Origin of the sequence: Companilactobacillus suantsaicola, assembly GCF_004745525.1 — a bacterium.
Lineage (GTDB): Bacteria > Bacillota > Bacilli > Lactobacillales > Lactobacillaceae > Companilactobacillus > Companilactobacillus suantsaicola.
The window spans coordinates 66,171-89,209 of sequence record NZ_RKLY01000003.1; the positions used below are offsets into that span (position 1 = coordinate 66,171).

Sequence of the window (23,039 nt, forward strand, 5' to 3'; positions counted from 1 at the left end):
GATATAAGTTCTATTCAAATTTAGATAAAACTGATTTATGGTCTGGATACGTTATGATGTTTCACTGTTTTAATTAATTTAAACTGATATTAAAAAAGAGAATCTTACTCGAACAACAGGAATTTGCTGTATTTGATAAGATTCTCTTTTTTTGATTTTTTAATTATTACTTCTATTTAAAAAAGGAGGTAACACAATAACGAATTAAAATATTTAACTCCATTTTTGAATAGAATTGGTATTCCTGAATGAATGGAAAGCAAATATAAAATAGATCCGTTATTCAGTCCGGAATAGCAAAGAAAATTGGCTCAGATGTGAAATTTTTGTTAATGCTTTAGCATTTACAAAAAGGCCAATCTTGGAAATGCCGCGCACTTTGCGGTAGTTTCAAGTTGTGCCCACATCGTTCCAGCCAAATTTTCTTTGCTATGGAGGACGGAATATTACACCAACAATAAAAAAAGAAGCATGCCATTTCTGACATGCAACCTCTAATTCCCAATTTTAAAACTATTCAATTCGTTTAGGCTTGTAGTTTTCCGACAAAATCAAAGTGTAAGAGTTAACCCCGAAGAAAGCGACAATTACCATTAAACCAGTCATAAAGAAACCTAAAAACATAAACCCTAATCCAAGTGCCAAACCAAAAATAGCAAAACAGCACATTAAGATTTTTGAAACACTAACCAAACTATACTCAGATTTGAAAACATAGTGATAGAGTGTATCGATTTTTCTAATCTTTTCATTAGCCACTTCAGGTTGGTGCAATTCCAAAATGATACCGTAAGGTTCAACACCATCGACAATGATATCCTTGTCAAAGTCAGTTGGCACTACTTTTTTGAATCTACCACCCATAATGCGTACAGTAGGATAGGCACCTTGAGCAATGATTCGTTTCAAGTAACGGTTGATTGGATAAGTGCCAATTTTAACTGCGGACTGTCTGGGAAAGTCGGCATAGATTTCCAAATTTTTATTGGTTGTCTTGATGCTGAGATTAGCTGAATCTAAGTTAGCCAATTGGTGAATTTTAAAAATGAATTTATTTTTTAGAATTTGTTTATTTTTTTTACCCTCAAATAAATCTTGTGGGTTGATTGTATGAATGTAGTGGATATACTTTTCAAAAAATGCTGGAGCATCCTCACTCAGCATAATTTTTTTATCGAATAATATAGTCATGATTCCCCCAAAAATGTAACGACTAACGACAGTATACCAAAAATGTATGCGCTTTTGTGGAAATTATTGAAAACGCTTTAAATTATTTTTTAATTTCACGATTTAACCAATTTATTAAAAGTCTACTTACAATATTTTGCTGTTGACGATTGCTGATGGTTGCAGAATTGTCACCCTTTTGCTTACCGTAGCTTCCAAAGCCAGCGTGATTACCACCGGAGATCTGTTCATAAACTGTATTACTTGGCAGTAGTTTTTTGGCATTTTTGTAGTTTTTCCACTTCAAAACTCCATCTTTTGAAGCAGTAATTGATAAAACGGGGACGTTTGTTTTCCGTAAATCACCCTTAGTTTCTGGATAACTTGCTAAGAAAAAGACACCCTTTAAATTTTTTTGGTGGTTGTGCGCATAACGGCTGGCCATGGTTCCACCGAGGGAGTGACCACCAATTACATAACCGGGAGTTTTATCTACTTTGTCCGCGATGTTTGTTTTCAATACAGCCAGATCAAGTGGAAATCTGACGATGTAGACGTTGAAACCTGCTTGGGCAACTTTTTTGGCCCAGATGCTGTAACTCTTTGGTTCAACGAGTGCTCCGGGATAAAAAATTACATTTGGATTAGCATTATTTCCAGAAAATTTCGTAATGTTGTTAGTAGTAGTTGAGACTTTGCTTGCGGTCATCGCACTAGTACTTGGTTGATATTCTTTACCTTTGATCACAAAAAATGAGCCAGCGCAGATTACTAGTAGCGTGATCAGGATTGCGATTAACCATTTATATATTTTTTTCATACGTTTCCTCCTAAGTCTACCTATATTTTACTTTACAAAATGGCTAATTCTATGCTACATTTAAGAAAATTAAAATATCTAAAGATATTAAAAAGAAGGAGTACTGGATACTTTATCCACAGGGAGTTAAGGTGAGTGAAAACTTAACGTGTCGGTATGCAGGAAAAACATCTTTGTTTCTCTAGCTGAAATTTTTAAGAGTAGGACTAGACGTGACCAATACGTTACCATTGGAGAGTATATTTAATGTACTTTTGAGGTGTTTTTTAACAAAAAAACTTGGGTGGTACCGCGGAAAGATCTTTCGTCCCTTTTATTAGGGATGGAGGATCTTTTTTTGTTTACAGTATTCCGGAAGAGGAGAAAGTTATGCAAGAAGTTTTAGTTAAAGATTTATACAAAAAAGAATTTGCTGACGGTGACAAAATCACTGTTTCTGGCTGGATTCGTACTATTAGAGGTTCAAAACGAGTAGGTTTTATCGAATTAAATGACGGTTCATTTTTCAAGAACGTACAAGTAGTTATCACAAGCGACATGGAAAACTATGCCGAAGTAGTTAAGTACCCAATCAGTACAACAATCAAAGTTGTCGGTGAGTTGGCACTTACTCCTAAAGCTCAACAACCATTTGAAATCCATGCAACTGAAATTGTCGAAGAAGGTTCATCAGACGCCGATTATCCATTGCAAAAGAAAGCTCACTCATATGAATTTATGAGAACAGTAGCTCACTTGCGTCCAAGAACTAACACATTTTATTCAGTTTTCAGAATTCGTTCACTAGCAGCTTTTGCTATTCATGAATATCTCCAACACAACGACTTTGTTTACGTTCACACACCAATCATCACTAGCTCAGATGCCGAAGGTGCCGGTGAAATGTTTGAAGTTACTACTTTAGACATGAACAACGTACCAAAGACAGACGATGGCAAAGTTGATTACAGTCAAGACTTCTTCAAGAAAGAAACTAACCTAACAGTTTCTGGACAACTAGAAGTTGAACCATTCGCCTTAGCCTTTAGAAATGTTTATACTTTTGGACCAACTTTTAGAGCTGAAAACTCTCATACTGGACGTCACGCTTCCGAATTCTGGATGATTGAACCAGAACTTGCATTCGCTGACTTAAAGGATGAAATGGACTGTTCTGAAGAATTATTGAAATACGTTATTAACTACGTGATGGATCACGCCAAAGAAGAATTAGATTTCTTGAACGAAAACGTTGATAATACTCTGATCGACCGCCTGAAAGCAACTGCTGGTGAAGAATTTGCCCATGTTACTTACACAGAAGCAATCGATATTCTTGAAAAAGCTGACGTTGATTTTGAGGTTAAGCCTTATTGGGGATTAGATCTTGAATCAGAACATGAACGTTATCTATCAGAAAAAATTTATAAGAAGCCAGTCTTTATCACAGATTACCCTAAGGAATTCAAGGCTTTCTATATGCGTGCTAATGACGACGGCAAGACCGTTGCAGCAGCTGACTTGTTAGTTCCCGAAATTGGTGAATTGATTGGTGGTTCACAACGTGAGGAACGTTTGGACAAACTAGAAGCTAGAATGGCTGAACTTGATATGAACGAAGACGACTACAAATGGTACTTAGAATTGCGTAAGTACGGTGGTACAGTTCACTCAGGCTTCGGTATTGGTTTTGAAAGACTGGTAATGTATATCACAGGTATGGAAAATATCAGAGATGTCATCGCTTATCCAAGAACACCAGGAAACGCTGAATTTTAATACAGAGAGTGAAACAAGAGCGGTCAGCTCCCGGAGGATAACGTAATTTCAGGAATTGCTCGTCGCACTTTGCGAGTGATTCCTGAAATTTTGTTATCTCGGAGGGAGTTGCTCTTGTGTAGCTCGTTTCAATAAGAGAGTGAAACAAGCCTCTTTGTTCAAATTTATGATTAATCAAAATAAACGATAATCATCGTTAAACTAAAAAGAAGCTGAACTAATGCTATATGCATTAATTCAGCTTCTTTATTTGCTTTTAGAATTAAATAGAATTTATTATTTGTATACTTGTTAATTATATAGTAACATGTACTTGAAAGTTGAGGTAATTAAGATGAAATATATTATTACTGGAGCAACTGGTCACTTGGGTGGTCATATTTTTCAAGAGTTAGATAAACTAGTTCCTAGCAGCGACATAACGGCTGCCGTTCATACAGTATCAAAGGCAAAACACCTTGAGGAAACTGGAGCCAAAGTTGTTGGCATCGATTTTTTTAGTGAAGATTCATTAGTTTCTGCTTTTAGAGATCAGGATGTTTTAATCTATGTACCTAGTAAGAGTCACGATAGTTTTAGCCGGGTCAGCGAGTTGGAAAACGTCATTAACGCCGCTCAAAAGGCTCAAGTGGGGCATATTTTGGCGATGGGCTTTATCGCAGATCAAGTTAACAATCCTTTTGCTTTATCGGCCTTTTACGGATATTTGCCACGTCGTTTGGCAGAGTCGAATCTTTCCTATACCATCGTTCGTAACGCTTTATACGCCGATCCCTTGATTCCATATTTGCCCGAATTGGTCGAACGAAAAAATGTCATTTATCCAATGAAAGATCAAGCTTTGAGTTTCATCAGTTTGGCGGATAGTTCTAAAGCTTTTGCCAAAGTTGCCTCAAGTAAGGACTTACTCACAAACGGTCGAATTTATACGTTAACCCAAGACCGCAATTACACGATGCCACAACTAGCCGAAGTTTTGTCCAAAGTAGCAAACGCACCAATTGGTTATCAACCAGTCACGCTTGAAGAATTTGCCCAGATTTACAATGAGGGAAATGAAGGACATATGTTGGCTTCCATGTACGATGCCGGCGGTCGCGGATTATTGAATGAAGTCAGTGATGATTATCAAAAAATTATGGGACATCCAGCTACTGATCTATTTGACTTTTTAGAAAGTCAAAGGGATGAGTAAATCGAACTTTATTTTTTAAAATATTTAATCGATATACTTTATTTTATATCTCTAAATAAAATACTTTCTTCGTTATACTGTTCTAGTCAATTCGATTGAGGAGGAATTTTATAATGAAAAATAATAATGTTGGTTGGTTTGAAATTGGAACAGATCATCCTCAAGAAACAATGGATTTCTATGCTAAGATGTTTGGTTGGAAATTCCAAGAATATACTGATATGGAAAATGAATATTATAATATCATTGAGCCTGGAAACGAATATTTCACGGGAGGTATTTTAGGTACAGCAGGTAAGACCAGTGAATATTCAACTTTTTATACATTAGTAAGTAATGTAGACGAAGCTATCAAATCAGCTAAAGATAATGGTGCAAAAGTTATCTGGGGTCCTGTGACAGATAAAACTGGTTTAACTTTTGCAAGATTGAATGACAGTACTGGTCATCAATTTGGAGTCTTTTCAGCAGGACAATAAGAAAGGCGGTATTAATCTATGAAAGCAGTAGTAGTTTCTAAAGCTGGTGGCCCGGAAGTATTGGAGTACAAAGACGTTCCAACTCCCAAAACCAAACCGGGGTGGTCACTGGTTAAAATTAAAGGATTTGGAATTGTCCATTCAGAAATTTTCACTCGTCAGGGTAAATCACCATCAGTAAAATTTCCTCGAATTTTAGGAATTGAATGCGTTGGAATTGTTGAAGAAAGTACTGACTTGAAACGTTTGCCAGTTGGTAAAAAAGTGATTGCGATGAACGGTGAAATGGGTCGCGACTTTGACGGCAGTTACGCAGAATATGCCTTGTTGCCAAATGAGATAATCCATCCAGTTGAGACCAATATTCCCTGGTCAGAGCTAGCAGCTATTCCGGAAACCTTCCATACTGCTTATCGTGCCTTATTACAATTAAAGATTTCAGAAGCTGATACCTTGCTGATTCGTGGTGGTACGAGTGGTGTTGGTATAGCAGGCTTGAAATTGGCCAAAGCAATGAACCCTGATATTCGAGTTATCGGTACTTCTAGAAAAGAAGCTTCAAAAAAAGCAGTTATCAACTTAGGCTACGACGGATTTGTTGGAGATATTAATCAAAAATTGCAAATGGATTATCAAGTTGATAGAATCTTTGATTTAGTAGGAGCTGCTACGGCCATAGATTCTATGAACAATTTGAAACCCTTTGGCATTGCCAGCATAACTGGTGATATGGGAGGTATTTGGGATATTGAACATTTTGATCCCGTCACAGCCATTCCCAATGACCGTTATATGACCTCATTTGCAAGTTATGTGATTGATGAAAAACAATTGAATGATTTGCTGAAGCTGATTTCAGATAAGAAAATCGATGTTGCGCCAGTTAAAGTATTTTCTTTAAAAGAATTACCCGAAGCTCACAAGTTTTTAGAAAACCAGGTTAAACCTGGAAAAGTGGTTGTAATTCCATAAAAGAAATCTATAATTGAGAAACACATCGGGAATATGAGGACAATCGCGTCTCTTTTTCAAATTTTGATTGTGAAGGGTTAAAAAAAGAAGTTGTATTAGTGGTAGTGCAACCATTAATATAGCTTCTTTATTTGTTTAGAATTAAATGGAATAAATAATAGAATTTCTATTTAGTCTGGAGCAACAAACTCGATTTGGCTCAAACGTGCCCACATTGTTCCAGCCAAAATCGAGTTTGTTGCGGAAGACGGCATTCACACACTAACCAAACTTTAAAATTTAAAATATTTAGTCGATATACTTTATTTTTAGTATTCGGAAAATCCTTATTATCTAGTAAAATTATTAAGTTGCTTAAATCAGTTCGGAAATAACATCTAAAACTTTGTAATTAGCATACTTATTTAACTGTTCAAGAAAATCATTTAATTCATCATTTGAATGAAAAGCTCCATGAATCATGTAGTTCATTTCACCAGATATTTTATAGTGATGTCGGATGAAATTTCTTTGACTGTGAATAAATTCCAGATATTGCTTGTGACTGTAATATTCCATTTGCGTTTCGATAAAAACTTGGTGAGTGTAGCCCATTTTATCCAAATTGACTTCAATTGTATATCGTTCGATAATGCCTTCGTCTTCTAGCTGCTCAATTCGAGTATTTACGGCTGGAGGGGTCATATTTACGATTTTAGCTAATTCAGTTTTGGTGATGCGACAATTGCGATTAAGTTCTTTAAGTATTTTTTGATCAATATTATCCATGTTATTCCCCCATTAATGCATTTATATTATACGATAAATTTTTTGCGAAAAGGTGGTATTAGTATGAAAGCAGCTGTAATTACTAAAGCAGGTGGACCGAAATTATTAGAATATCGGGATGTTTTTACATCAAAAAACAAAACCAAATATTGAAATATTAATAGGCTAATTTTTTGTTTAAAAGCCAGAAGATATTTATCATTAAAGTAAGTGAATTTAGAGAGGGGAAATAAATTGATAACTTATAAGAACGTTGGGATGAGATATGGCCAGAATACAATTTTGCGTGATATCAATTTAACTATTAACGACGGCGAATTATTTGCCCTCGTGGGGCCTTCTGGTAGTGGTAAAACGACATTGTTGAGAATGCTGAACCAATTGACGGTTCCAACTGATGGGGATGTCTACTTTAATGAGCGTAAAATTAAGGATTATGACGTTCAGAAATTGCGTTTGGATATGGGCTATGTTCTCCAAGATAGCAGTTTATTTCCCAATCTAAATGTTGAGGATAATATTGCTATTCAACTCGAACAAAAAGGTGTTTCTAAAGCTAAACGTCATCAACGGGCGGCTGAACTTTTGGAATCAGTTGAGTTGGATCCTAAAAAATATGCTAAGCGGATGCCTTCAGAGTTATCTGGTGGTCAGCAACAGCGAATCGCTATCATTAGGGCCTTGGCAACTGAACCTAAATTAATTTTGATGGATGAATCTTTCAGTGCTTTGGACCCAGTTTTGAGAACGAAGTCACAAGATTTAGTTTTGAAATTACATCAACAATTTCAAACGACGATTGTCTTTGTGACCCATGATATGCAAGAAGCTTTGCGAATGGGTCAACGGATTGCGGTTTTAAATAAGGGTGTGATCCAACAAGTTGGTACACCTCACGACATCATGCAACATCCAGCCACAGACTTTGTTAGAAAGTTCTTTGATACGAAGACACCGCATTGGTGGGATATGGAATTTTTGATTGAGTCCGGATCGTTAAAGAAAATTCCTAGCGATAAAAATCTGCCAGTGGTAACTGGATTTAAACAGTTAATGAATCAATTGGGTGAAAAAAGTGATTTCAAATTTCAATATCGAAACGTTAGTTACGCGATGACTGCCCAAGAATTAGTTGCCTATTTAGGACAAGAAGGGGGTAGTCGTTAATGCAAATGTTGATGCAGACTATTGTTGAGCAGCGAGGGGAAATTCTGGAGTCGTTGTATCAACACATTGAAATCTCATTTATTTCTTTAATTATCGCGATGCTGATTGCGATTCCATTAGCAATTTTATTGCGAAATCATCGTCGTTTCGGTGAAATTGGTTTACAGATTGCCGGAATCATTCAAACGATTCCCAGTCTTGCTTTATTAGGATTATTGATTCCAGTAGTTGGAATTGGTACAGTTCCTGCGGTAGTAGCTTTGACGATGTATGCCATCATGCCGTTATATCAAAATACCTATTCTGGTTTGACTAATATTGATCCAAATCTGGAAGAGGCTGCGGTCGCCTTTGGTTTATCAAAGTGGAAAAGACTGCAAAGATTAGAATTTCCACTAGCCTTGCCAATGATAATCTCTGGTATCAGAATTGCCCTAGTTATGATTATCGGAACGGCTACATTAGCTGCCTTTATTGGCGCTGGTGGTTTAGGTGATTACATCATGTTGGGAATTCAGCAAAATAATAATTACTATTTAGTTATTGGTGGTGTTTTGTCAGCACTGTTAGCCTTTATTTTCAGTGCTTTACTGAAATTTATCGGTTCATCCAAGAAACACATTTATGCCGGTGGGATAATTGTCCTATTATTAATGCTTGGACTTGGTGGCAGTAAGATTTATCAAGCCGTTAAACCACAACCAGTTGAGATCACGATTGCTGGAAAACTCGGTAGTGAACCAGAAATCTTGATGAACATGTATAAAGATTTGATTGAACAAGACAATAAGAATGTTAATATCACTTTGAAGCCGAACTTTGGTGGGACGACTTTCTTGTACAAGGCGTTAAAACGAAATCAAGTTGATATTTATCCAGAATTCACGGGAACAGTTTTGGAGTCTTTAGTTAAATACGATAAAAAGACTCCTAAAGACTCAGAAAAAATCTACCAGATTGCCAAAAAACAACTGGCAACTCAAGAGAATATGAGTTTCTTACTTCCGATGAAGTATGAAAATGGTTATGATTTAGCTGTTACTAAAGAGTTTTCTAAAAAGTATAACGTTACTAAATTGAGTGATTTGGAAAGGGTTAATAGTAAAGTCCATGCAGCTTTTGACCCTGACTTTTCAAATCAACCAGACGGTTATTTAGGCTTGAAGAAGAAGTACAATCTAAACTTTGCCCAAATTACCAAGATGGAGCCAAGTTTGCGGTATAAAGCTATTGCAAATAAGAAGGTCAACTTAGTCGATGGTTATACGACTGATCCGCAAGTTGAACAATATGATTTAGTTGTCTTAAAAGACGACAAACATTTCTTCCCACCTTATCAAGGAGCACCTTTGATGAATGAAAAGTTTGCTAAGGATAATCCGGAAATTGTTAAGAGTTTGAATAAACTAGCTGGAAAGATTTCAACTGAAGATATGCAAGATATGAATTATCAAGTTACCGTTAAAAATAAAAAAGCTAGTGTCGTCGCAAGAAATTATCTTGTGAAACACGGCCTGTTGAAATAGAAAATGGAATCAATTAGGACTTTCTTCCTAAATTGATTCCATTTTTTCTTTTAAAAATTGAAAATTGCTGTGATAAATGTTGCAGCTCCAAGAAAGATTCCAGGGATATTAGCCCAAATGATTGGCCAATCCTTTTCTTTTTTGAGTAAGCCATAGGCTGTCCAAATGGTGCAGTTTATAAAGGCAACGAGCGGTTGGATAGGATTCCCCTTACTTCCCGACAAGTTAGAGATAATCTGTGGAATGTATGAAACATACATTAAAACGGACATGGTACTAGCAATCGTTCCAATTCTATCTACTTTTTCTGAACTAATCCTCTGCAAATAATTGACTTCCTTTCTGAGTTCTCAGCTTTTTTTGTCATCAGGACAATTTTGACCAAGTCATTATTTTGGCAATTAAATTCAATAAATTGACTACACCATGCAATATAAACTAGACGTATCGTATTGTCAATCGAGACGATGTTTCATGAAACAAAAGTGTAGTTAACTTTTGAGCATTAAAAAAGGCCATGATAATCGTGTTTTGATTAACATGGTCTATTTTGTTCTGTATTATATCAAATATTAATTTCTTTATTGTATTTCAGCAACTTGGCGAACCATCATTAACTCTTCATCAGTCGGAATTAACATAACTTTAATGGTCGAATCCTTGCTACTAATGATACCTTCGTCGTTGGCTTCGTTTAGTTTGTCATCGATTTTTACTCCAAAGATTGCGAGTTCATCAATAACAGCTTTTCGTAACCATGGGTTGTGTTCAGCGATTCCACCGGCGAAAACTAAGGCATCGGCTTGATGTAATTCAGCTAGAAAACTTCCGGCATATTTGACTACTCGGTTGACGAAAACGTCGATAGCTAATTTGGCTTGAGGGTTAGTGTCTTCTTGGGCTTTAATGTCACGCATATCAGAAGAAAATTCGGAAATTCCAAGTAAGCCAGATTTTTGATTGAAGATGTTCATCACTTCTTCAGGATCATTTAAGTTTAATTCTCTCATTAAATAAGGAATCAATGCTGGGTCGACGTCTCCGGAACGAGTTCCCATCGTAACACCATTTAGAGGCGTGAATCCCATTGAGGTATCATAAGCTTTTCCATTTTTTACAGCAGCTAGGGATGCACCACTGCCCAGATGCATTGTGACTAAGTTGATCTTGTCTGATGAGATTTTCAATAATTCAGCGGCACGTCCAGTCAAGTAAGTGTGAGAAATTCCGTGTTCTCCGTAGCGGCGGATTTGGTATTTCTGAGTCAATTCGTAAGGCAAACCGTAAATAGCATTTTTTTCGGGTAAGTCGGTAAAGAATTGACTATCGAAAACGGCGTATTGAACGGCATTAGGCAAAGTTTGAGCCATTGTTTCGATTCCTTTAGCTTCCATCGGATTGTGCAATGGGGCAAAGTCACTGAGTTGTTTGATTTGTGTTAAAACTTCAGGAGTAATTTCGACGGCGTGCTTGAAGACTTGACCACCGGCAACTACTCGATGAGCGACGGCTGTTATTTCGGATAAGTCGTGGATGATCTCTAACTTTTGTAATTCATCGAAGACCAATTGAGCGGCCTGTGTTTGAGTTAATTTATCTTTGGTCATTTGGCTTTTCTTGCCATTATATTTAATTCTGAATAATGACTCGGGTAGGTTGATTCTTTGCACATCACCACTGGCGAGGACTGTTTCAGAGGGCATTTCAAACAATTTCCATTTTAGGGATGAACTACCGGCATTGACGATTAAGGTTTTTTGCATTACAAAACCACTCTTTTCTTTTATTTAATGAAATCTAACCAGTAATTATGTTATATAAATCTCTTCATCTTTGCAACAATTGTTGTCGCTGAAAAAAATTCAACTTTCGAACAAAATCGCTTGCTAAATTTTGCCAAAGTTTATTATAGTTAAAATTGCGTTATAAAAAGTTATCTTGGGAGATTTAAAATGAAAACCGCAGTTTTTTTCGTACTAGATGAAAATGTCGACTGGGAGGGACCATATTTGTCTAGTCGTTTGAATCAAAATTCAGAATGGGCAGTTAAAACAGCCGCTGCAAGTTCTGAAATAGTTTCAACCGAAGGCTTCAAAACAAAAGTCGATTATACGATTGCAGATTTACCGGCAGATTGTGACTTGTTAGTTTTAATCGGTGGCAAAGTCGATCCTACTTTGAAGGAAATAATTGATACTAGAATCAAAAAGCAACAACCATTAGCAGCAATCGGGGAAGTGGTTGATTACTTATTTAGCAATCACCTAGTGAGTGAACGTTTACTAACAGATGAATTGTATACGGAATCAAATTTAGTTGCAGCAAGAACGTCCACAGGAACAGAATTTGCGGACGCCGTCTTAGAGATGATCGAGTTTACTTCCGATAAGACGGTTAAAGCTTTAGCAGAATTTTATAACAATGGCTATTTTGAATATTGTCAAAAGTATGGCATTACTGTTTAAATGTAAAGCAAAAGACTAGTTTACAGAAATTTATTAATATTCTATTATAAGAACATTGAGGAGGCTGAAATTATGCATTGGTTATGGGTTTTGATCGTTGGTGCTATCATTGGTGCCATTGCTGGCGGAATTACTAATCGTGGCGAATCGATGGGCTGTTTTAGTAATATTCTAGCTGGTATCGTTGGATCGGCGTTAGGTGAGTGGTTACTCGGTTCTTGGGGACCACAGTTGGCAGGGATGTACTTGATTCCTTCGTTGATCGGTTCAATTATTTTAGTGGCGGTTGTTTCTGTTATCTTTGAAAGGAAATAGTCTTTGTTCTATTGTTTGGGGGATTTAGATGCCGTCTTCCGCACAAGTCCTGTGATGGACTGGAACGCTGCCGGCACTATTTTGAGCTTTTGCAAAGTACGCAAAATCTCAAAACTAGGCCTTTTTGTAGGTGCTAAAGCACCAACAAAAATATGGCGGCTGAGCCATCACAGGACTTGTACTCCAGACTAGGTACGAATCTATGCTGTTATTGCGATGGATTCTGATTAGGATGTAAGTTCTATTCAAAATTAACATAAAATTGATTTATGATTTGGGTACGTTGTGATGAGTCGGTGTCTTAATTAATTTAAACTGATTTTTGGATTAATCGGAGTAAATAAAAAGCATCTTTTTCTTAGTATGTAAGTTTTTGCTTACTTACTAGAAAAGGATGCTTTTTTTTAGATACTCTCTAAACGTCCGACATAGCCTAAGTATGCATGGTGGGTTTTGTCGGAAATTTTAATTTTAGTTACGGAAGCGTTGGGAACTTCTAGGAAATCATCGATGTTTGGAGCTTCACTTACTAATTGCACGAATGAGCGAGTTACGAATCCGTGACACGAGACTAGAATTTTCTCGCTATCTTTTTTTGCCATATCATCGAGGAATGATTTCAATCGATCTAAAACTTCTTGATACGTTTCGGCATTTTTAGTGTAGTCGGAATAGTTGCTCTTGAAATAACCATTTTCACTGAAGCATTGTGGATAATCTTTTTCAACTTCGGCAGCGACGGCCCCATCCCAGTCACCATAGTTGATTTCGCGCAAACGGTCGTCGGTTTGAATCTTCAATTTTCCTTGGTTCAAAATTTCGGCTGTTTCTTGGGCGCGCTTGAGTGGACTGGCGATAATCTCGTCAAAGTCCGCAATGTTCAATTGTTCTTTCAAGTAGTTAACTTGTTTTTTCCCGGTTTCGTTCAAGCTCAAATCGGTTGCTGAGCCGTTGATTCGACCGGTGTAATTGGTGTCAGTTTCACCGTGTCTGACAATGTATAATTCGACCATGTTACCTCTCCTTAGTTAATATGGTTTAAGTATTTCATTAATACGCTTACATTGCAAACTTCTTGGCAATTAAATTATTAATTAGAAATATTTTTGATGGCGACGACTGACCCTAAAAAGAAGAGTGCGGCCAAGGCGGCGGTGATTGGTAACATCGCAAACATCTTGGCTGGCAAAACTAAAGCTAGCAATGGAAAGGCGAAGGCAGCTGGTAATTTTATTTTCAACAATTGTAATAATAGAAAGACTAATGGCAAAGCAATAACAGTCGCAAGTAGCCAGGAAGCAATCACGCTATGCACTAAGAAGCCGATACTTGCAGCACCAACTAGGGCGACAAAGTGTTTGCTTCCCATTTGCCAGCTGTATGAAGGTTTCTGTAAGACCTCAAAGAAAACCACCATTACTGGCGGAATTGCAGCCATCTGTGAGAAACCAAAGAACCAAACACCACCGACCCAAATGATGGCCATTACGGAAAAGAGTGCCATGTGGTGCTTTTTGATAGCAGCACTAGGATCAGCTTGTTTGTAGTTTCCTTGTAAGAAGACTCCACAAGTCAATATTAAGGTAAATAACAAAATAGCTACGATAAATGACCAGTGAGTAGCGTTGATAATTATAGGTAGTAATCCGGTCGCAAAAGAAGGGGCTAGATTAGATTTCAATACTTTCAATAATAAGAGCATCAAAATTAATCCTAGGAGGACTTTTTGAGCATAGGAAATTGCCAGTTGATTGATCAAGAAACCGATGATAGCCGTTCCTGATGGAGCAAAGAAAATTTTTGAAGGTTGATTGATCCAACCGCCATTTTGGTAGATCCAAGTACCGGCTGTCAATGCGCCTATTTCTGGCAAAATTATTTCTAAATCATTTAAAAAGGTTGCACTGGCAACCATGAAGATAATTAGTAAGAATCCAATTAGATAGTTTCTTTTTTCAATTTCGCTTAATTGCATATGTGTTGTGACTCCTTATGAAAAAATAATGAAATTACTGATATTTTTTCAGCAAAACTAGATAAGTTTAACACATGAATATAATTTTTAAAAATATTTAATATATAATTTAGGCATATTTCAAAGACTATACAATCAGGATAGGTGATAGACGTAATGGAGATTAGGGTATCTTTAATTTTCCAAGCTATTAAAATGACAATATAGATACAAGCTTGACAGGAGATGATGCAATGTGAATTTAGTTTGGTTTGATGAAGATAATTTATAAAGGGGAATTTATTATGGACTGCAAAGAAAAAAATCAAATTAGAACTTACGACATGGATCAAATTGACGACGTATTGTGTGAATTGGATGATTCGAGAATCCGCATCAACGCTTTAATGGATTACAATTTAAAGTTAAAACGGGTCAATGAAGATGCCAACAAAAATCTCTTGTCACACGAATATCAACGATTGGGACCAATTATCGAATTGTTGAATACTGAAATATTTGAATACTGAAATATTTGAATCACTTGATAAATCAATTAATATTCTTGAATCAAGCGTTGAAGAATTAAAAGTAGTCGACGAAAAATAAGCAATTGAGGTTCATTTCGATTTGTGAAAGTTGAGATGTTCCTTTTTTGTGACAAAATTGGCGAAAATACAGGTATATTTATATTAGATACTTGATTTCTATTGACATTGAAGTGTTTTTTTTATAACATTTTATTGTTAATGGGCATTCGCCAAATGGTAAGGCAGCGGACTCTGAATCCGCAATTTATTGGTTCGAACCCAATATGCCCAATATATACATCAAGAAACCCCAGTGTTATCAAGGGTTTCTTTTTTTGTCTTATTTCATTTTAAATTTTTAGATCTGATAAAAGGCTCGGTATCACCAGTTAAATCGGCGAATTTAAGTTTTAGGGGTTTCACCAAAAAAATTATTGATTCCTTTTCGCCCTTTAGGTAAACGGTCAGCTTATACTTGCCAGCATTAGATAGTGTTAAAGTTTCATCTCCAGATTCCGCTATTTTTGTGCTCTTCTTTTTATTATTTGCTAATTCAGTCACAGTATATTTGTTACCTTTATTAGTTTTGAAAGCAAATGTTGCAGTATTTTTTTCAGTTAAAGTAGTTACATTTTTGTCTATTTCAAGAAATAATCTCTCTTGCGGCTTAAACAGAAAATAGAGAAAGACAATAACGACTATCACAGTAAGCCATAGCCACCATTTTTTATAAAAAGGCTTCTTTACTATAGTATTTTTCATATTATTTTCCCCAAAATGTATTTGTGGGCTAAGTATATCAAATGGAAAATATTTAAATTGCAAAATTAGAAGTTTTTTTTCGTCACTTACACAAATTTTAAAGAGCTAAAAATATGTGAATAGGATTGTTATAGTATCTCAATCTAATTTGTAGAAATTTTTAAGCTTTCTTTAAAAAAGCACCGTTAAAATATAACTATTATAAAATGAAGTTGTATAAGGAAAGCGGGTGTGGCAGGTGACTAGAGTTGATAGATTACACCGCAGAAGAAAAGCGGAGAGACTCAATTTTAATTTAATGATCGTCAAAATTTTTATTGTTGTCGTGGTAGTTTATTTCATTTGCCAAGCTGTCCTGACAATCAGATAAATCTGTGCGGAAACTTTGCGCGTTTTACCAGTAACTTGATAAACTTTAATCATCAAGATATGAGAGGAGTTTTATTATGAGTATCGAAAGCAAAAAGGACTTAGTTAAAGGTAAGACGAATCAAGTAGTAGGTAAAGCTTCTGGCGATGATAAACAAGAATTAAAGGGTAAGGCTCAAGAGGCTATCGGCAAGGTTAAGGAAAAAGCTGATGAGGTAGTCGATAAAGTTGCCCAAAAAGTTAATGAGAAATAATTTTAAAAGTAATTAAATATGGATTATCTTCTTTTGGATTAATCTGTTATGCAATAAAGCAAAAAAGCCGTATTAATGAAGTTTATTAGTACGGTTTTTTGTTTTCCATTAAATTAATTTAGGCACAAATTATGAATAGAGTCGAATCCATTTAGAAATTTACTAATTAATTGCAAAGAAATAGGATTTAGTCTGGAACAACAGCTCGGGGAAATGCTCAGCCGTGAAATTTCTTGTTAATGCTTTAGCATTTACAAGAAGGTGGAGCTTGAAGACAATTCCCGACTTTGGAATTGGCTCCAAGTCCGCCCATGGCGTTCCAGTCATTTCCCCGAGCTGTTGCGGAAGACGGCATCTAACCACCACCCCCAAATAAAGAACAACAAGTTTTGCTTGTTTTTTCATGATACCGCTCATAAAATCAAAAGATTGTGTTACATTATTAACTGGAGTGAAATAAATATTTTTGTGAGGTGAATAAATGGAGAAAAGCGAGATATTAGTGACTACAACTGAACATGTTCCAGGCCAAGAATACGAAATTATTGGTGAAGTGTTTGGACTAACAACACAATCCAAAAATGTTGTAAAAAATATTGGTGCTGGATTTAAAAACATTGTCGGTGGCGAAATCAAAGCTTACACAGAATTACTAACTGAGGCCCGTGATATTGCAATCAGTCGTTTGAAAAAGAACGCACAAGATATGGGAGCTGATGCCGTAGTAATGATGCGCTTTGATTCTGATTCGATCAGTGCAGATATGGAAACAGTTGCAGCATATGGTACCGCAGTAAAATTTAAGTAAGGTGATTGAATGGCTCTAGAATATAATAAAAGTTCTTTGTCAGCTTGCACGAGCATTTTAATAGGTAAGAAAGCTACAGTTGATGGTTCGACTATTATCGGTCGAAACGAAGATGCTAAAGCTTCTTGGCCTAAACATTTTGTTGTCCATGCTCACAAAGAATATACCGATGAACATAAATTTGTTTCTAAAGCCAATGATTTTCAAATGGACCTGCCTAAAATTCGCAATAAATATTCTGCCACTCCTGAATGGACCTTCAAAGAAGGATTGTTTGAAGAGGATGGATTTAACGAATTTGGCGTTGGTATGAGTGCGACCGAAAGTGCTTATTCGAACCAACGTGTTTTAGGCGTTGATCCTCTTGTTGAAAATGGTATTGGTGAGGAAGCAATGATCACGGTAGTTTTGCCTTACGTAAAGACTGCAAGACAAGGCGTTTTGCGCTTAGGTAAGATTATTGAACAATACGGAACTTGTGAAACTAACGGAGTCTTATTCTCAGATAAAGATGAGGTTTGGTACTTCGAAAGTGGATCAGGTCACTATTGGGTAGCACAGCGTATTCCCGACGATAGCTACGCTGTGGTAGCCAACCAATTAGCTATTCAAGAGATTGATTTTGATGATGAAAATAATTTCTTGTATCGTCAAGATATTAAAGAATTTGTTGAAAAGAATCATTTGAATAGTCGTCCAGATACTTTCAACTTCCGTGAAATATTTGGCACACATGATTTATCCGATGAGATCTATAGCACGCCACGTGTTTGGTGGGGACAACAGGAATTTTCTGGCAAGACGGATGAAAGTCCAGAGAGTGAAAACTTATCTTTCATCAAGAAAGCCAATCGCTTGTTGAGTGTCGACGATGCTCAATACTACCTGTCTTCCCATTTCCAAAAGACGCCTTATGATCCATTGAATGAATCAAAAGATAATAAACGTTTTCGTCCAATCAGTTTGGCTAAAACTCAAGAATCACACGTCCTACAAATCAGACCTAATCTGGCTCCTGAAATTGGATGTGTGCAATGGTTAGCCATGGGTGTAGCTTCGCAAAGTGTCTACGTTCCATTCTATATGGGAATCACCGACACACCAGAAGAATACAAACTAGGTGAGTTGCCATACGACAGTAAGTCAGCTTATTGGACATATAAATTGGCTGGGGTTTTATTGGACGGCCACTATAAAGAACTTGGAAAAATGTTCCAAGATAAGCAAGCGGAAATCAATATCACGCTTCGCAAGAAGTTGTTGGATTTTGATAACCAAAGCTTAGAAATAGATGATGATAAATTACCTAATTACTTAACTAAGGCTTCATTTGAGATGGCAAAAATCTCACTTGATGGCTATAAAGAGCTTATTGCTCAGTTAATTACGGACTCGACTGATTTTTCACCTCTTAACTTTAAAACAGATATGAATCTATAGATTCATACATTTAAATAAATGAGGGGTTTAAAAAAATGAATGATAGTGTTTCGCCAAAAAAATCAATCACACTATTTAGTTTGATCATGATGATTTTCACGGCAATCTTTGGTTTCGCTAATACAACTGTTGCTTATGAACAGATGGGATTGGCAAGTATTATTTGGTACGTTTTCGCGGCCGTATTCTTCTTCCTACCAGTAGGATTTATGATGGCCGAATATGGTTCCGCTTTTAATGAAGCAAAAGGTGGAATTTATTCTTGGATTGATGGAGCTGTCGGTGCAAAATGGGCTTTTATCGGTACATTCATGTGGTTAGCTTCATGGGAAGTTTGGCTAGTTTCAACTTCTTCTAAAGTTTGGATTCCATTGTCTACAACTTTTGCAGGCCATGATACAACGCAAACTTGGGGGATGTTTGGTCTTAGCGCCACACAAGTTATCGGTATTTTAGCCGTTCTTTGGATCATTTTTGTTACTTTCACAGCTACACAAGGAATCGAAAAGATCACGAAAGTTTCTAACTTTGGTGGTATTATGATGATTCTATTACAAGTTATTTTCTTCGTTTTGAGTTTGGCAGTATTGTTCATGTCAGGCTTTCACACTGCAGAACCAATTCAAGGATTAGATACATTTATCCATTCGGCTAATCCTGCTTTTGCCTCACCACTCGGGATGGTCTCATTCATCGTTTATGCAATCTTTGCATACGGTGGTATGGAATCAGTCGGTGGTGTCACTGATAGTATGAAGAATCCTAAACGTGATTTTCCACGTGGTGTTTTGATCTCAGCTATTATCATTACCGTACTTTATTCATTGACAATTCTTTGTTGGGCGATGAGTGCCAACTGGAGTTCAGTTATTTCTAAAGGTAACGTTAACTTAGGAAATATCACTTATGTTATGATGAGTAATCTTGGATATCAATTTGGTATCCATGCTGGAATGGGAACAACTGCTGCCTTAACACTTGGTAAGTGGTTAGCACGTTTCACAGGTTTTGACATGTTTATCCTTTACATGGGTTCCTTCTTTGTGTTGATTTATTCACCATTGAAGTCATTCGTGTTAGGTACACCAAAAGACTTTTGGCCTGAAAAGGTTACTAAATTAAACAAACACGGTATGCCAGCTTACGCAATGTGGATTCAAGCTATTGTTGTTATCGTCTTGATTTTGATCGTTGATATGGGTGGTAAGAATGCTAAAGCTCTATACAACGTCTTGACATTGATGGCTAACGTTTCAACAACAGTTCCATATTTGTTCTTAGTTGGTGCCTATCCATTCTTTAATTTAAACAAAGATATCGAAAAGCCATATTTGTTCTATAAGAACAAAAAAGCTATGTGGACCGTAAGTATTATCGTGTTCTTAGTTCTCGCATTTGCTATCATCTTCACCTTGGTACAACCAATCGTTGAAGGAGCTTATACAGATGCCCTTTGGACAATCATTGGACCGGTAGTATTTGGATTAATTGGGTTCATTTTGTATTACAGATATGAACATAAAACTAAAGAAAAAGCATCCGAAACTGCGGATGCGACAAATTAACCAAGATATATAAAAAGACTCAGAAATCGTTTAGATTTCTGGGTCTTTTTTTGCTTTTAAAAACTATTTAGCAATTTTTTTGATTTTTTTTAAAAAAAATTTCATTTTGATTTCCAAATGTCATATAGTGACGACCCTCAATGCTAATATCTTATTGTAATTTAAATGATTGGAGGATTAAGTTTTGGATAAACGTATTAAATATGCAGGGGTTGCGGCTGCAATGTTGTTATCAATTGCACCTATTATAACACCGATAACAAATGTTTCCGCAGAAACAATTACGCAAGCCACTAACACGGGCGTGAAAAGTTATTTGGATTTTAATTTTGATGTTGATGAACACGGGCCGGCTAGTTTAGGATTTTATGCCTCGACAGATGGCGGTGATAAAAAAGTTTGGACGCAAGATTTGGTTTACACTTCAAAAGTTGGTCAAATTGACAGTGTAATTACACCAACTATAAATGGATACGTACCAAATTTTGAAAGAATCGGTTTTCTCAGAACATCAAGAGGATATTCGTTAATAACTGATCTTTATTATACGAAAGTCGGTAACGTGTCTACTACTAGTAATTCTGCAACTGGTATCAATTTTACTTTTGAGCTTGCCAGGGCTGCTAAAGTTTATGACGATAATGGTAATGTAACATCGCAAACTTTATCAAACTCAACTATGTGGCACGTTGATCAACAAAAACGTATTAACGGCGTTACGTATTACAGAATTGCTACAAACGAGTGGGTCAAAGCTAGTGATGGTGTAATTATAAATATAGAGAGACGCGTCGTGGAAACTAAATGGCAATCTGCTCTATACAATTCATTTGGCCAAAAAATTTCAAATCGCGCTTTAGCGGCTAATACTAAATGGAAGTATGATCGCTACGCATGGATTAATGGAAAAGAAATGTATCGTGTCGCTACCAATGAATGGTTAAGTCGTAATGATATTGCTAGATTCTTTTAAAAAAATTATTAAGAGTTAATTTGGGGGATTATTTTTATGAATAAAAGAGTTAAATATGTAGGAATCGCAGCTGCAACATTATTGGCAGTTGCTCCAATCGCTGCACCAGTTATGACAGTTTCCGCTGCTGATAATTCTGCTGATACAACAGTAAATACAACAAAGAAGGGGGATACTGAAACTAAAGCAAATGCAGATGATAGTTCAAAAATAACAACAGACGTTAATAAGTCTACTAATGGAATAGATTCTACTAATGATGAAACGACAAATATAGATGGCGTAGAAAACAAATCAAAAGAAAACACTGAGACTGGTGAAAGTACTAAAGGACTATATAAGGTTACTGTAAGCGAAGATGGAGATGTAATCTCAGGATCAATCCCGGCTATTAAAGATGGTAAAACTATTGAGATTTCCTTCTCAACATCTGTCGAGGGTAATAAGCTTTTTGGTGATGATGAATTAATGATGCCAACCTATCAAGGCTATACTGTTGATAAAGCATTTGTAAGTCCGTACGTTGAACGAGATGATCAGAACAACAATATTATTGGTATAAAATTACCAAATGGTATCCCAGTATATACAAAAAATGGAACTGCTGTTTCAAGTAAAGAAGAAAGTAATCAAGCTATTGCGATTGCCCCAGTCTTTCCGGGTGGAAAGGGACAACAAGATTTGAAGAATTCAACAGATATTACTGCCAGTCAAAAAGTGGATGCTAAAAAATGGGAAAGCCAAATGAAGGACAAGATCCAACTTACCAAGAATTCTGCATTGTTAACAAGTTCTGATTCAACGTGGACTTACGCTCTAGGAACAGATGGTTGGTTCTCAATGCCTGCTTCGGGTTTAACGCCTCAAACAGATTTGATTGATAATGAAAATAAAGATGATTTCTTTGCTCATTTTAATGCTAATTCAGATAGAAGTAATCTTTTCTTTGATTCTACTCATTACCGAGTTTCTGCGACTGTAACAGCTAATGACGGTACGTTTAATAGGAACTTGTTATTTGACGAGGTTAATTCTTACTTACAACAAAAAGGTGGCAAAGGAGTTACTTTCCACTTCGGAGTTAGATACGTAGCAAATCCTAGAAACGATAATGATAATGGGGTGGCTTTTGGATCACCATGGTACCTATATTTTGAAAATGGTGCTAAACAAGTTGCTTCTAAAGATGTTGTAGTATTACCATATAATGAAAATTCAGAAGAAAATACTAATACAAATACAGGTAGTTCTACAGGAACAACTACAAACACAAATAACAATACTAATACAAATACAAAACCAACAACAGACAACAATAAAAATGAAACAACAGAAACAAATAAAGATGAACACAAGACAACCCCAGCTGTAGAACATCATGCAGTATATGCAACGATCTCAAGTACAAAATTGTACACAGCTGATGGTAAATTGATTACTAACCGTCAACTTGGTGCAAATTCAACTTGGAGAGTTGACCAAGAAAAGACTATTGATGGTGAAACATATTATCGTGTTGCAACAAATGAATGGGTCAAAGAAGAAAAAGGTCTAGAAGTAAATGTTATCAATTCTGTTATCAAGACTAAGAACGATGCTGCTTTGTACAATTCACAAGGTAAGAAGATCACAAATCGTATCCTTGCTTCAAATAGCGCTTGGATAACTGACAGAACAGCTACAATCAACAATCAATTGATGTATCGTGTTGCAACTGACGAATGGATTGCTGCTAGAGATATCAAATAA

General features: G+C 36.2%; 24 protein-coding genes, 1 tRNA gene and 1 other annotated feature. Of the genes, 16 read left to right on the plus strand and 9 right to left on the minus strand.

Annotated elements, in window-relative coordinates; translation table 11 throughout:
• Nucleotides 1-513: 513 nt before the first annotated feature.
• Both EGT49_RS01850 and EGT49_RS01855 read right to left on the minus strand, forming a co-directional pair.
• A complete protein-coding gene (locus tag EGT49_RS01850) occupies nucleotides 514-1,191 on the minus strand; it encodes a hypothetical protein (protein WP_135371257.1) in 678 nt (225 codons plus the stop codon).
• 82 nt (nucleotides 1,192-1,273) lie between these two features.
• The gene (locus EGT49_RS01855; protein ID WP_135371258.1) at nucleotides 1,274-1,990 is read right to left on the minus strand and encodes an alpha/beta hydrolase; all 717 of its coding nucleotides are present in this window, start codon (nucleotides 1,988-1,990) and stop codon (nucleotides 1,274-1,276) included.
• Between the two features lie 78 nt (nucleotides 1,991-2,068).
• Nucleotides 2,069-2,305, plus strand: a binding site (T-box leader).
• Between the two features lie 54 nt (nucleotides 2,306-2,359).
• Here EGT49_RS01855 and asnS point away from each other — a divergent pair.
• The 4 genes from asnS to EGT49_RS01875 all read left to right on the plus strand — a co-directional run bounded on the left by asnS (nucleotide 2,360) and on the right by EGT49_RS01875 (nucleotide 6,394).
• Nucleotides 2,360-3,748: an asparagine--tRNA ligase gene (asnS, locus tag EGT49_RS01860; protein ID WP_135371259.1), complete on the plus strand. Its 1,389-nt coding sequence runs from the start codon at nucleotides 2,360-2,362 to the stop codon at nucleotides 3,746-3,748.
• Between the two features lie 334 nt (nucleotides 3,749-4,082).
• On the plus strand, nucleotides 4,083-4,943 hold the full coding sequence (locus EGT49_RS01865) for an SDR family oxidoreductase (RefSeq protein WP_135371260.1): 861 nt from the start codon (nucleotides 4,083-4,085) through the stop codon (nucleotides 4,941-4,943).
• Nucleotides 4,944-5,056: 113 nt separating this feature from the next.
• The gene (locus tag EGT49_RS01870) at nucleotides 5,057-5,422 is read left to right on the plus strand and encodes a VOC family protein (RefSeq protein WP_135371261.1); all 366 of its coding nucleotides are present in this window, start codon (nucleotides 5,057-5,059) and stop codon (nucleotides 5,420-5,422) included.
• 18 nt (nucleotides 5,423-5,440) lie between these two features.
• Entirely contained in the window at nucleotides 5,441-6,394 is a 954-nt protein-coding gene (locus EGT49_RS01875) for an alcohol dehydrogenase catalytic domain-containing protein (RefSeq protein ID WP_135371262.1), read from the plus strand.
• 354 nt (nucleotides 6,395-6,748) lie between these two features.
• Here the strand turns inward: EGT49_RS01875 and EGT49_RS01880 are convergent, their stop codons facing one another.
• Nucleotides 6,749-7,162 carry an Lrp/AsnC family transcriptional regulator gene (locus tag EGT49_RS01880; RefSeq protein WP_135371263.1) on the minus strand — a complete coding sequence of 138 codons (414 nt, stop codon included), beginning with the start codon at nucleotides 7,160-7,162 and terminating at the stop codon, nucleotides 6,749-6,751.
• 234 nt (nucleotides 7,163-7,396) lie between these two features.
• Here EGT49_RS01880 and EGT49_RS01885 point away from each other — a divergent pair, with 234 nt between their 5' ends.
• Both EGT49_RS01885 and EGT49_RS01890 read left to right on the plus strand, forming a co-directional pair.
• Nucleotides 7,397-8,329 (plus strand): ATP-binding cassette domain-containing protein, encoded by a 933-nt coding sequence (locus EGT49_RS01885; RefSeq protein ID WP_135371264.1) that lies wholly within the window; start codon nucleotides 7,397-7,399, stop codon nucleotides 8,327-8,329.
• A complete protein-coding gene (locus EGT49_RS01890; protein WP_135371265.1) occupies nucleotides 8,329-9,855 on the plus strand; it encodes an ABC transporter permease/substrate-binding protein in 1,527 nt (508 codons plus the stop codon). The genes EGT49_RS01885 and EGT49_RS01890 overlap by 1 nt, the downstream gene beginning before the upstream one ends.
• Before the next feature lie 50 nt (nucleotides 9,856-9,905).
• Here the strand turns inward: EGT49_RS01890 and EGT49_RS01895 are convergent, their stop codons facing one another.
• Entirely contained in the window at nucleotides 9,906-10,181 is a 276-nt protein-coding gene (locus EGT49_RS01895) for a SemiSWEET family transporter (protein WP_281275440.1), read from the minus strand.
• 255 nt (nucleotides 10,182-10,436) lie between these two features.
• Nucleotides 10,437-11,618, minus strand: coding sequence for an acetate/propionate family kinase (locus EGT49_RS01900; RefSeq protein ID WP_135371266.1), 1,182 nt, complete (start codon nucleotides 11,616-11,618; stop codon nucleotides 10,437-10,439).
• Between the two features lie 189 nt (nucleotides 11,619-11,807).
• Here EGT49_RS01900 and EGT49_RS01905 point away from each other — a divergent pair, with 189 nt between their 5' ends.
• Together EGT49_RS01905 and EGT49_RS01910 are read left to right on the plus strand one after the other, a co-directional pair.
• Nucleotides 11,808-12,320, plus strand: coding sequence for a DJ-1/PfpI family protein (locus EGT49_RS01905; protein ID WP_135371267.1), 513 nt, complete (start codon nucleotides 11,808-11,810; stop codon nucleotides 12,318-12,320).
• A gap of 72 nt (nucleotides 12,321-12,392) precedes the next feature.
• Entirely contained in the window at nucleotides 12,393-12,635 is a 243-nt protein-coding gene (locus tag EGT49_RS01910; protein ID WP_135371268.1) for a GlsB/YeaQ/YmgE family stress response membrane protein, read from the plus strand.
• A 404-nt stretch (nucleotides 12,636-13,039) separates the two neighbouring features.
• Here EGT49_RS01910 and EGT49_RS01915 read toward each other — a convergent pair whose 3' ends face one another.
• Both EGT49_RS01915 and EGT49_RS01920 read right to left on the minus strand, forming a co-directional pair.
• A complete protein-coding gene (locus EGT49_RS01915) occupies nucleotides 13,040-13,648 on the minus strand; it encodes a histidine phosphatase family protein (protein ID WP_135371269.1) in 609 nt (202 codons plus the stop codon).
• 77 nt (nucleotides 13,649-13,725) lie between these two features.
• The gene (locus EGT49_RS01920; RefSeq protein WP_135371270.1) at nucleotides 13,726-14,610 is read right to left on the minus strand and encodes a hypothetical protein; all 885 of its coding nucleotides are present in this window, start codon (nucleotides 14,608-14,610) and stop codon (nucleotides 13,726-13,728) included.
• Between the two features lie 284 nt (nucleotides 14,611-14,894).
• On the opposite strand from EGT49_RS01920, the gene EGT49_RS01925 reads away from it, so the two are divergent.
• Together EGT49_RS01925 and EGT49_RS01930 are read left to right on the plus strand one after the other, a co-directional pair.
• Nucleotides 14,895-15,119, plus strand: a complete 225-nt coding sequence (locus EGT49_RS01925; protein ID WP_135371271.1) for a hypothetical protein — start codon at nucleotides 14,895-14,897, stop codon at nucleotides 15,117-15,119.
• A 220-nt stretch (nucleotides 15,120-15,339) separates the two neighbouring features.
• Nucleotides 15,340-15,411: transfer RNA gene (locus EGT49_RS01930), tRNA-Gln, on the plus strand.
• 53 nt (nucleotides 15,412-15,464) lie between these two features.
• Here EGT49_RS01930 and EGT49_RS01935 read toward each other — a convergent pair.
• On the minus strand, nucleotides 15,465-15,881 hold the full coding sequence (locus EGT49_RS01935) for a hypothetical protein (protein WP_135371272.1): 417 nt from the start codon (nucleotides 15,879-15,881) through the stop codon (nucleotides 15,465-15,467).
• 446 nt (nucleotides 15,882-16,327) lie between these two features.
• On the opposite strand from EGT49_RS01935, the gene EGT49_RS01940 reads away from it, so the two are divergent.
• Entirely contained in the window at nucleotides 16,328-16,504 is a 177-nt protein-coding gene (locus tag EGT49_RS01940; protein WP_135371273.1) for a CsbD family protein, read from the plus strand.
• A 162-nt stretch (nucleotides 16,505-16,666) separates the two neighbouring features.
• On the opposite strand, the gene EGT49_RS01945 is transcribed toward EGT49_RS01940, so the two are convergent.
• On the minus strand, nucleotides 16,667-16,909 hold the full coding sequence (locus tag EGT49_RS01945; RefSeq protein WP_135371274.1) for a hypothetical protein: 243 nt from the start codon (nucleotides 16,907-16,909) through the stop codon (nucleotides 16,667-16,669).
• A gap of 76 nt (nucleotides 16,910-16,985) precedes the next feature.
• Between EGT49_RS01945 and EGT49_RS01950 the strand changes: the two genes are divergently transcribed.
• The 5 genes from EGT49_RS01950 to EGT49_RS01970 all read left to right on the plus strand — a co-directional run bounded on the left by EGT49_RS01950 (nucleotide 16,986) and on the right by EGT49_RS01970 (nucleotide 23,039).
• On the plus strand, nucleotides 16,986-17,312 hold the full coding sequence (locus tag EGT49_RS01950) for a heavy metal-binding domain-containing protein (protein WP_135371275.1): 327 nt from the start codon (nucleotides 16,986-16,988) through the stop codon (nucleotides 17,310-17,312).
• A gap of 9 nt (nucleotides 17,313-17,321) precedes the next feature.
• Complete coding sequence (locus EGT49_RS01955) at nucleotides 17,322-18,752, plus strand: C69 family dipeptidase (RefSeq protein WP_135371276.1); 1,431 nt, start codon at nucleotides 17,322-17,324, stop codon at nucleotides 18,750-18,752.
• 35 nt (nucleotides 18,753-18,787) lie between these two features.
• Nucleotides 18,788-20,317 (plus strand): glutamate/gamma-aminobutyrate family transporter YjeM, encoded by a 1,530-nt coding sequence (yjeM, locus tag EGT49_RS01960; RefSeq protein WP_135371277.1) that lies wholly within the window; start codon nucleotides 18,788-18,790, stop codon nucleotides 20,315-20,317.
• A 184-nt stretch (nucleotides 20,318-20,501) separates the two neighbouring features.
• Complete coding sequence (locus EGT49_RS01965; RefSeq protein WP_135371278.1) at nucleotides 20,502-21,290, plus strand: SLAP domain-containing protein; 789 nt, start codon at nucleotides 20,502-20,504, stop codon at nucleotides 21,288-21,290.
• 36 nt (nucleotides 21,291-21,326) lie between these two features.
• Entirely contained in the window at nucleotides 21,327-23,039 is a 1,713-nt protein-coding gene (locus tag EGT49_RS01970; protein ID WP_135371279.1) for an SLAP domain-containing protein, read from the plus strand.

What these genes read in the sequence shown, in the direction of transcription:
- EGT49_RS01905 (WP_135371267.1), top strand. Translation starts at nt 11,808, where the DNA reads ATGAAAACCGCAGTTTTTTTCGTACTAGATGAAAATGTCGACTGGGAG.
- EGT49_RS01865 (WP_135371260.1), top strand. Translation starts at nt 4,083, where the DNA reads ATGAAATATATTATTACTGGAGCAACTGGTCACTTGGGTGGTCATATT.
- EGT49_RS01950 (WP_135371275.1), top strand. Translation starts at nt 16,986, where the DNA reads ATGGAGAAAAGCGAGATATTAGTGACTACAACTGAACATGTTCCAGGC.
- EGT49_RS01890 (WP_135371265.1), top strand. Translation starts at nt 8,329, where the DNA reads ATGCAAATGTTGATGCAGACTATTGTTGAGCAGCGAGGGGAAATTCTG.
- EGT49_RS01915 (WP_135371269.1), bottom strand. Translation starts at nt 13,648, where the DNA reads ATGGTCGAATTATACATTGTCAGACACGGTGAAACTGACACCAATTAC.
- EGT49_RS01870 (WP_135371261.1), top strand. Translation starts at nt 5,057, where the DNA reads ATGAAAAATAATAATGTTGGTTGGTTTGAAATTGGAACAGATCATCCT.
- EGT49_RS01940 (WP_135371273.1), top strand. Translation starts at nt 16,328, where the DNA reads ATGAGTATCGAAAGCAAAAAGGACTTAGTTAAAGGTAAGACGAATCAA.
- EGT49_RS01855 (WP_135371258.1), bottom strand. Translation starts at nt 1,990, where the DNA reads ATGAAAAAAATATATAAATGGTTAATCGCAATCCTGATCACGCTACTA.
- EGT49_RS01875 (WP_135371262.1), top strand. Translation starts at nt 5,441, where the DNA reads ATGAAAGCAGTAGTAGTTTCTAAAGCTGGTGGCCCGGAAGTATTGGAG.
- asnS (WP_135371259.1), top strand. Translation starts at nt 2,360, where the DNA reads ATGCAAGAAGTTTTAGTTAAAGATTTATACAAAAAAGAATTTGCTGAC.
- yjeM (WP_135371277.1), top strand. Translation starts at nt 18,788, where the DNA reads ATGAATGATAGTGTTTCGCCAAAAAAATCAATCACACTATTTAGTTTG.
- EGT49_RS01945 (WP_135371274.1), bottom strand. Translation starts at nt 16,909, where the DNA reads ATGAAAAAACAAGCAAAACTTGTTGTTCTTTATTTGGGGGTGGTGGTT.
- EGT49_RS01970 (WP_135371279.1), top strand. Translation starts at nt 21,327, where the DNA reads ATGAATAAAAGAGTTAAATATGTAGGAATCGCAGCTGCAACATTATTG.
- EGT49_RS01955 (WP_135371276.1), top strand. Translation starts at nt 17,322, where the DNA reads ATGGCTCTAGAATATAATAAAAGTTCTTTGTCAGCTTGCACGAGCATT.
- EGT49_RS01920 (WP_135371270.1), bottom strand. Translation starts at nt 14,610, where the DNA reads ATGCAATTAAGCGAAATTGAAAAAAGAAACTATCTAATTGGATTCTTA.
- EGT49_RS01850 (WP_135371257.1), bottom strand. Translation starts at nt 1,191, where the DNA reads ATGACTATATTATTCGATAAAAAAATTATGCTGAGTGAGGATGCTCCA.
- EGT49_RS01900 (WP_135371266.1), bottom strand. Translation starts at nt 11,618, where the DNA reads ATGCAAAAAACCTTAATCGTCAATGCCGGTAGTTCATCCCTAAAATGG.
- EGT49_RS01935 (WP_135371272.1), bottom strand. Translation starts at nt 15,881, where the DNA reads ATGAAAAATACTATAGTAAAGAAGCCTTTTTATAAAAAATGGTGGCTA.
- EGT49_RS01925 (WP_135371271.1), top strand. Translation starts at nt 14,895, where the DNA reads ATGGACTGCAAAGAAAAAAATCAAATTAGAACTTACGACATGGATCAA.
- EGT49_RS01910 (WP_135371268.1), top strand. Translation starts at nt 12,393, where the DNA reads ATGCATTGGTTATGGGTTTTGATCGTTGGTGCTATCATTGGTGCCATT.
- EGT49_RS01880 (WP_135371263.1), bottom strand. Translation starts at nt 7,162, where the DNA reads ATGGATAATATTGATCAAAAAATACTTAAAGAACTTAATCGCAATTGT.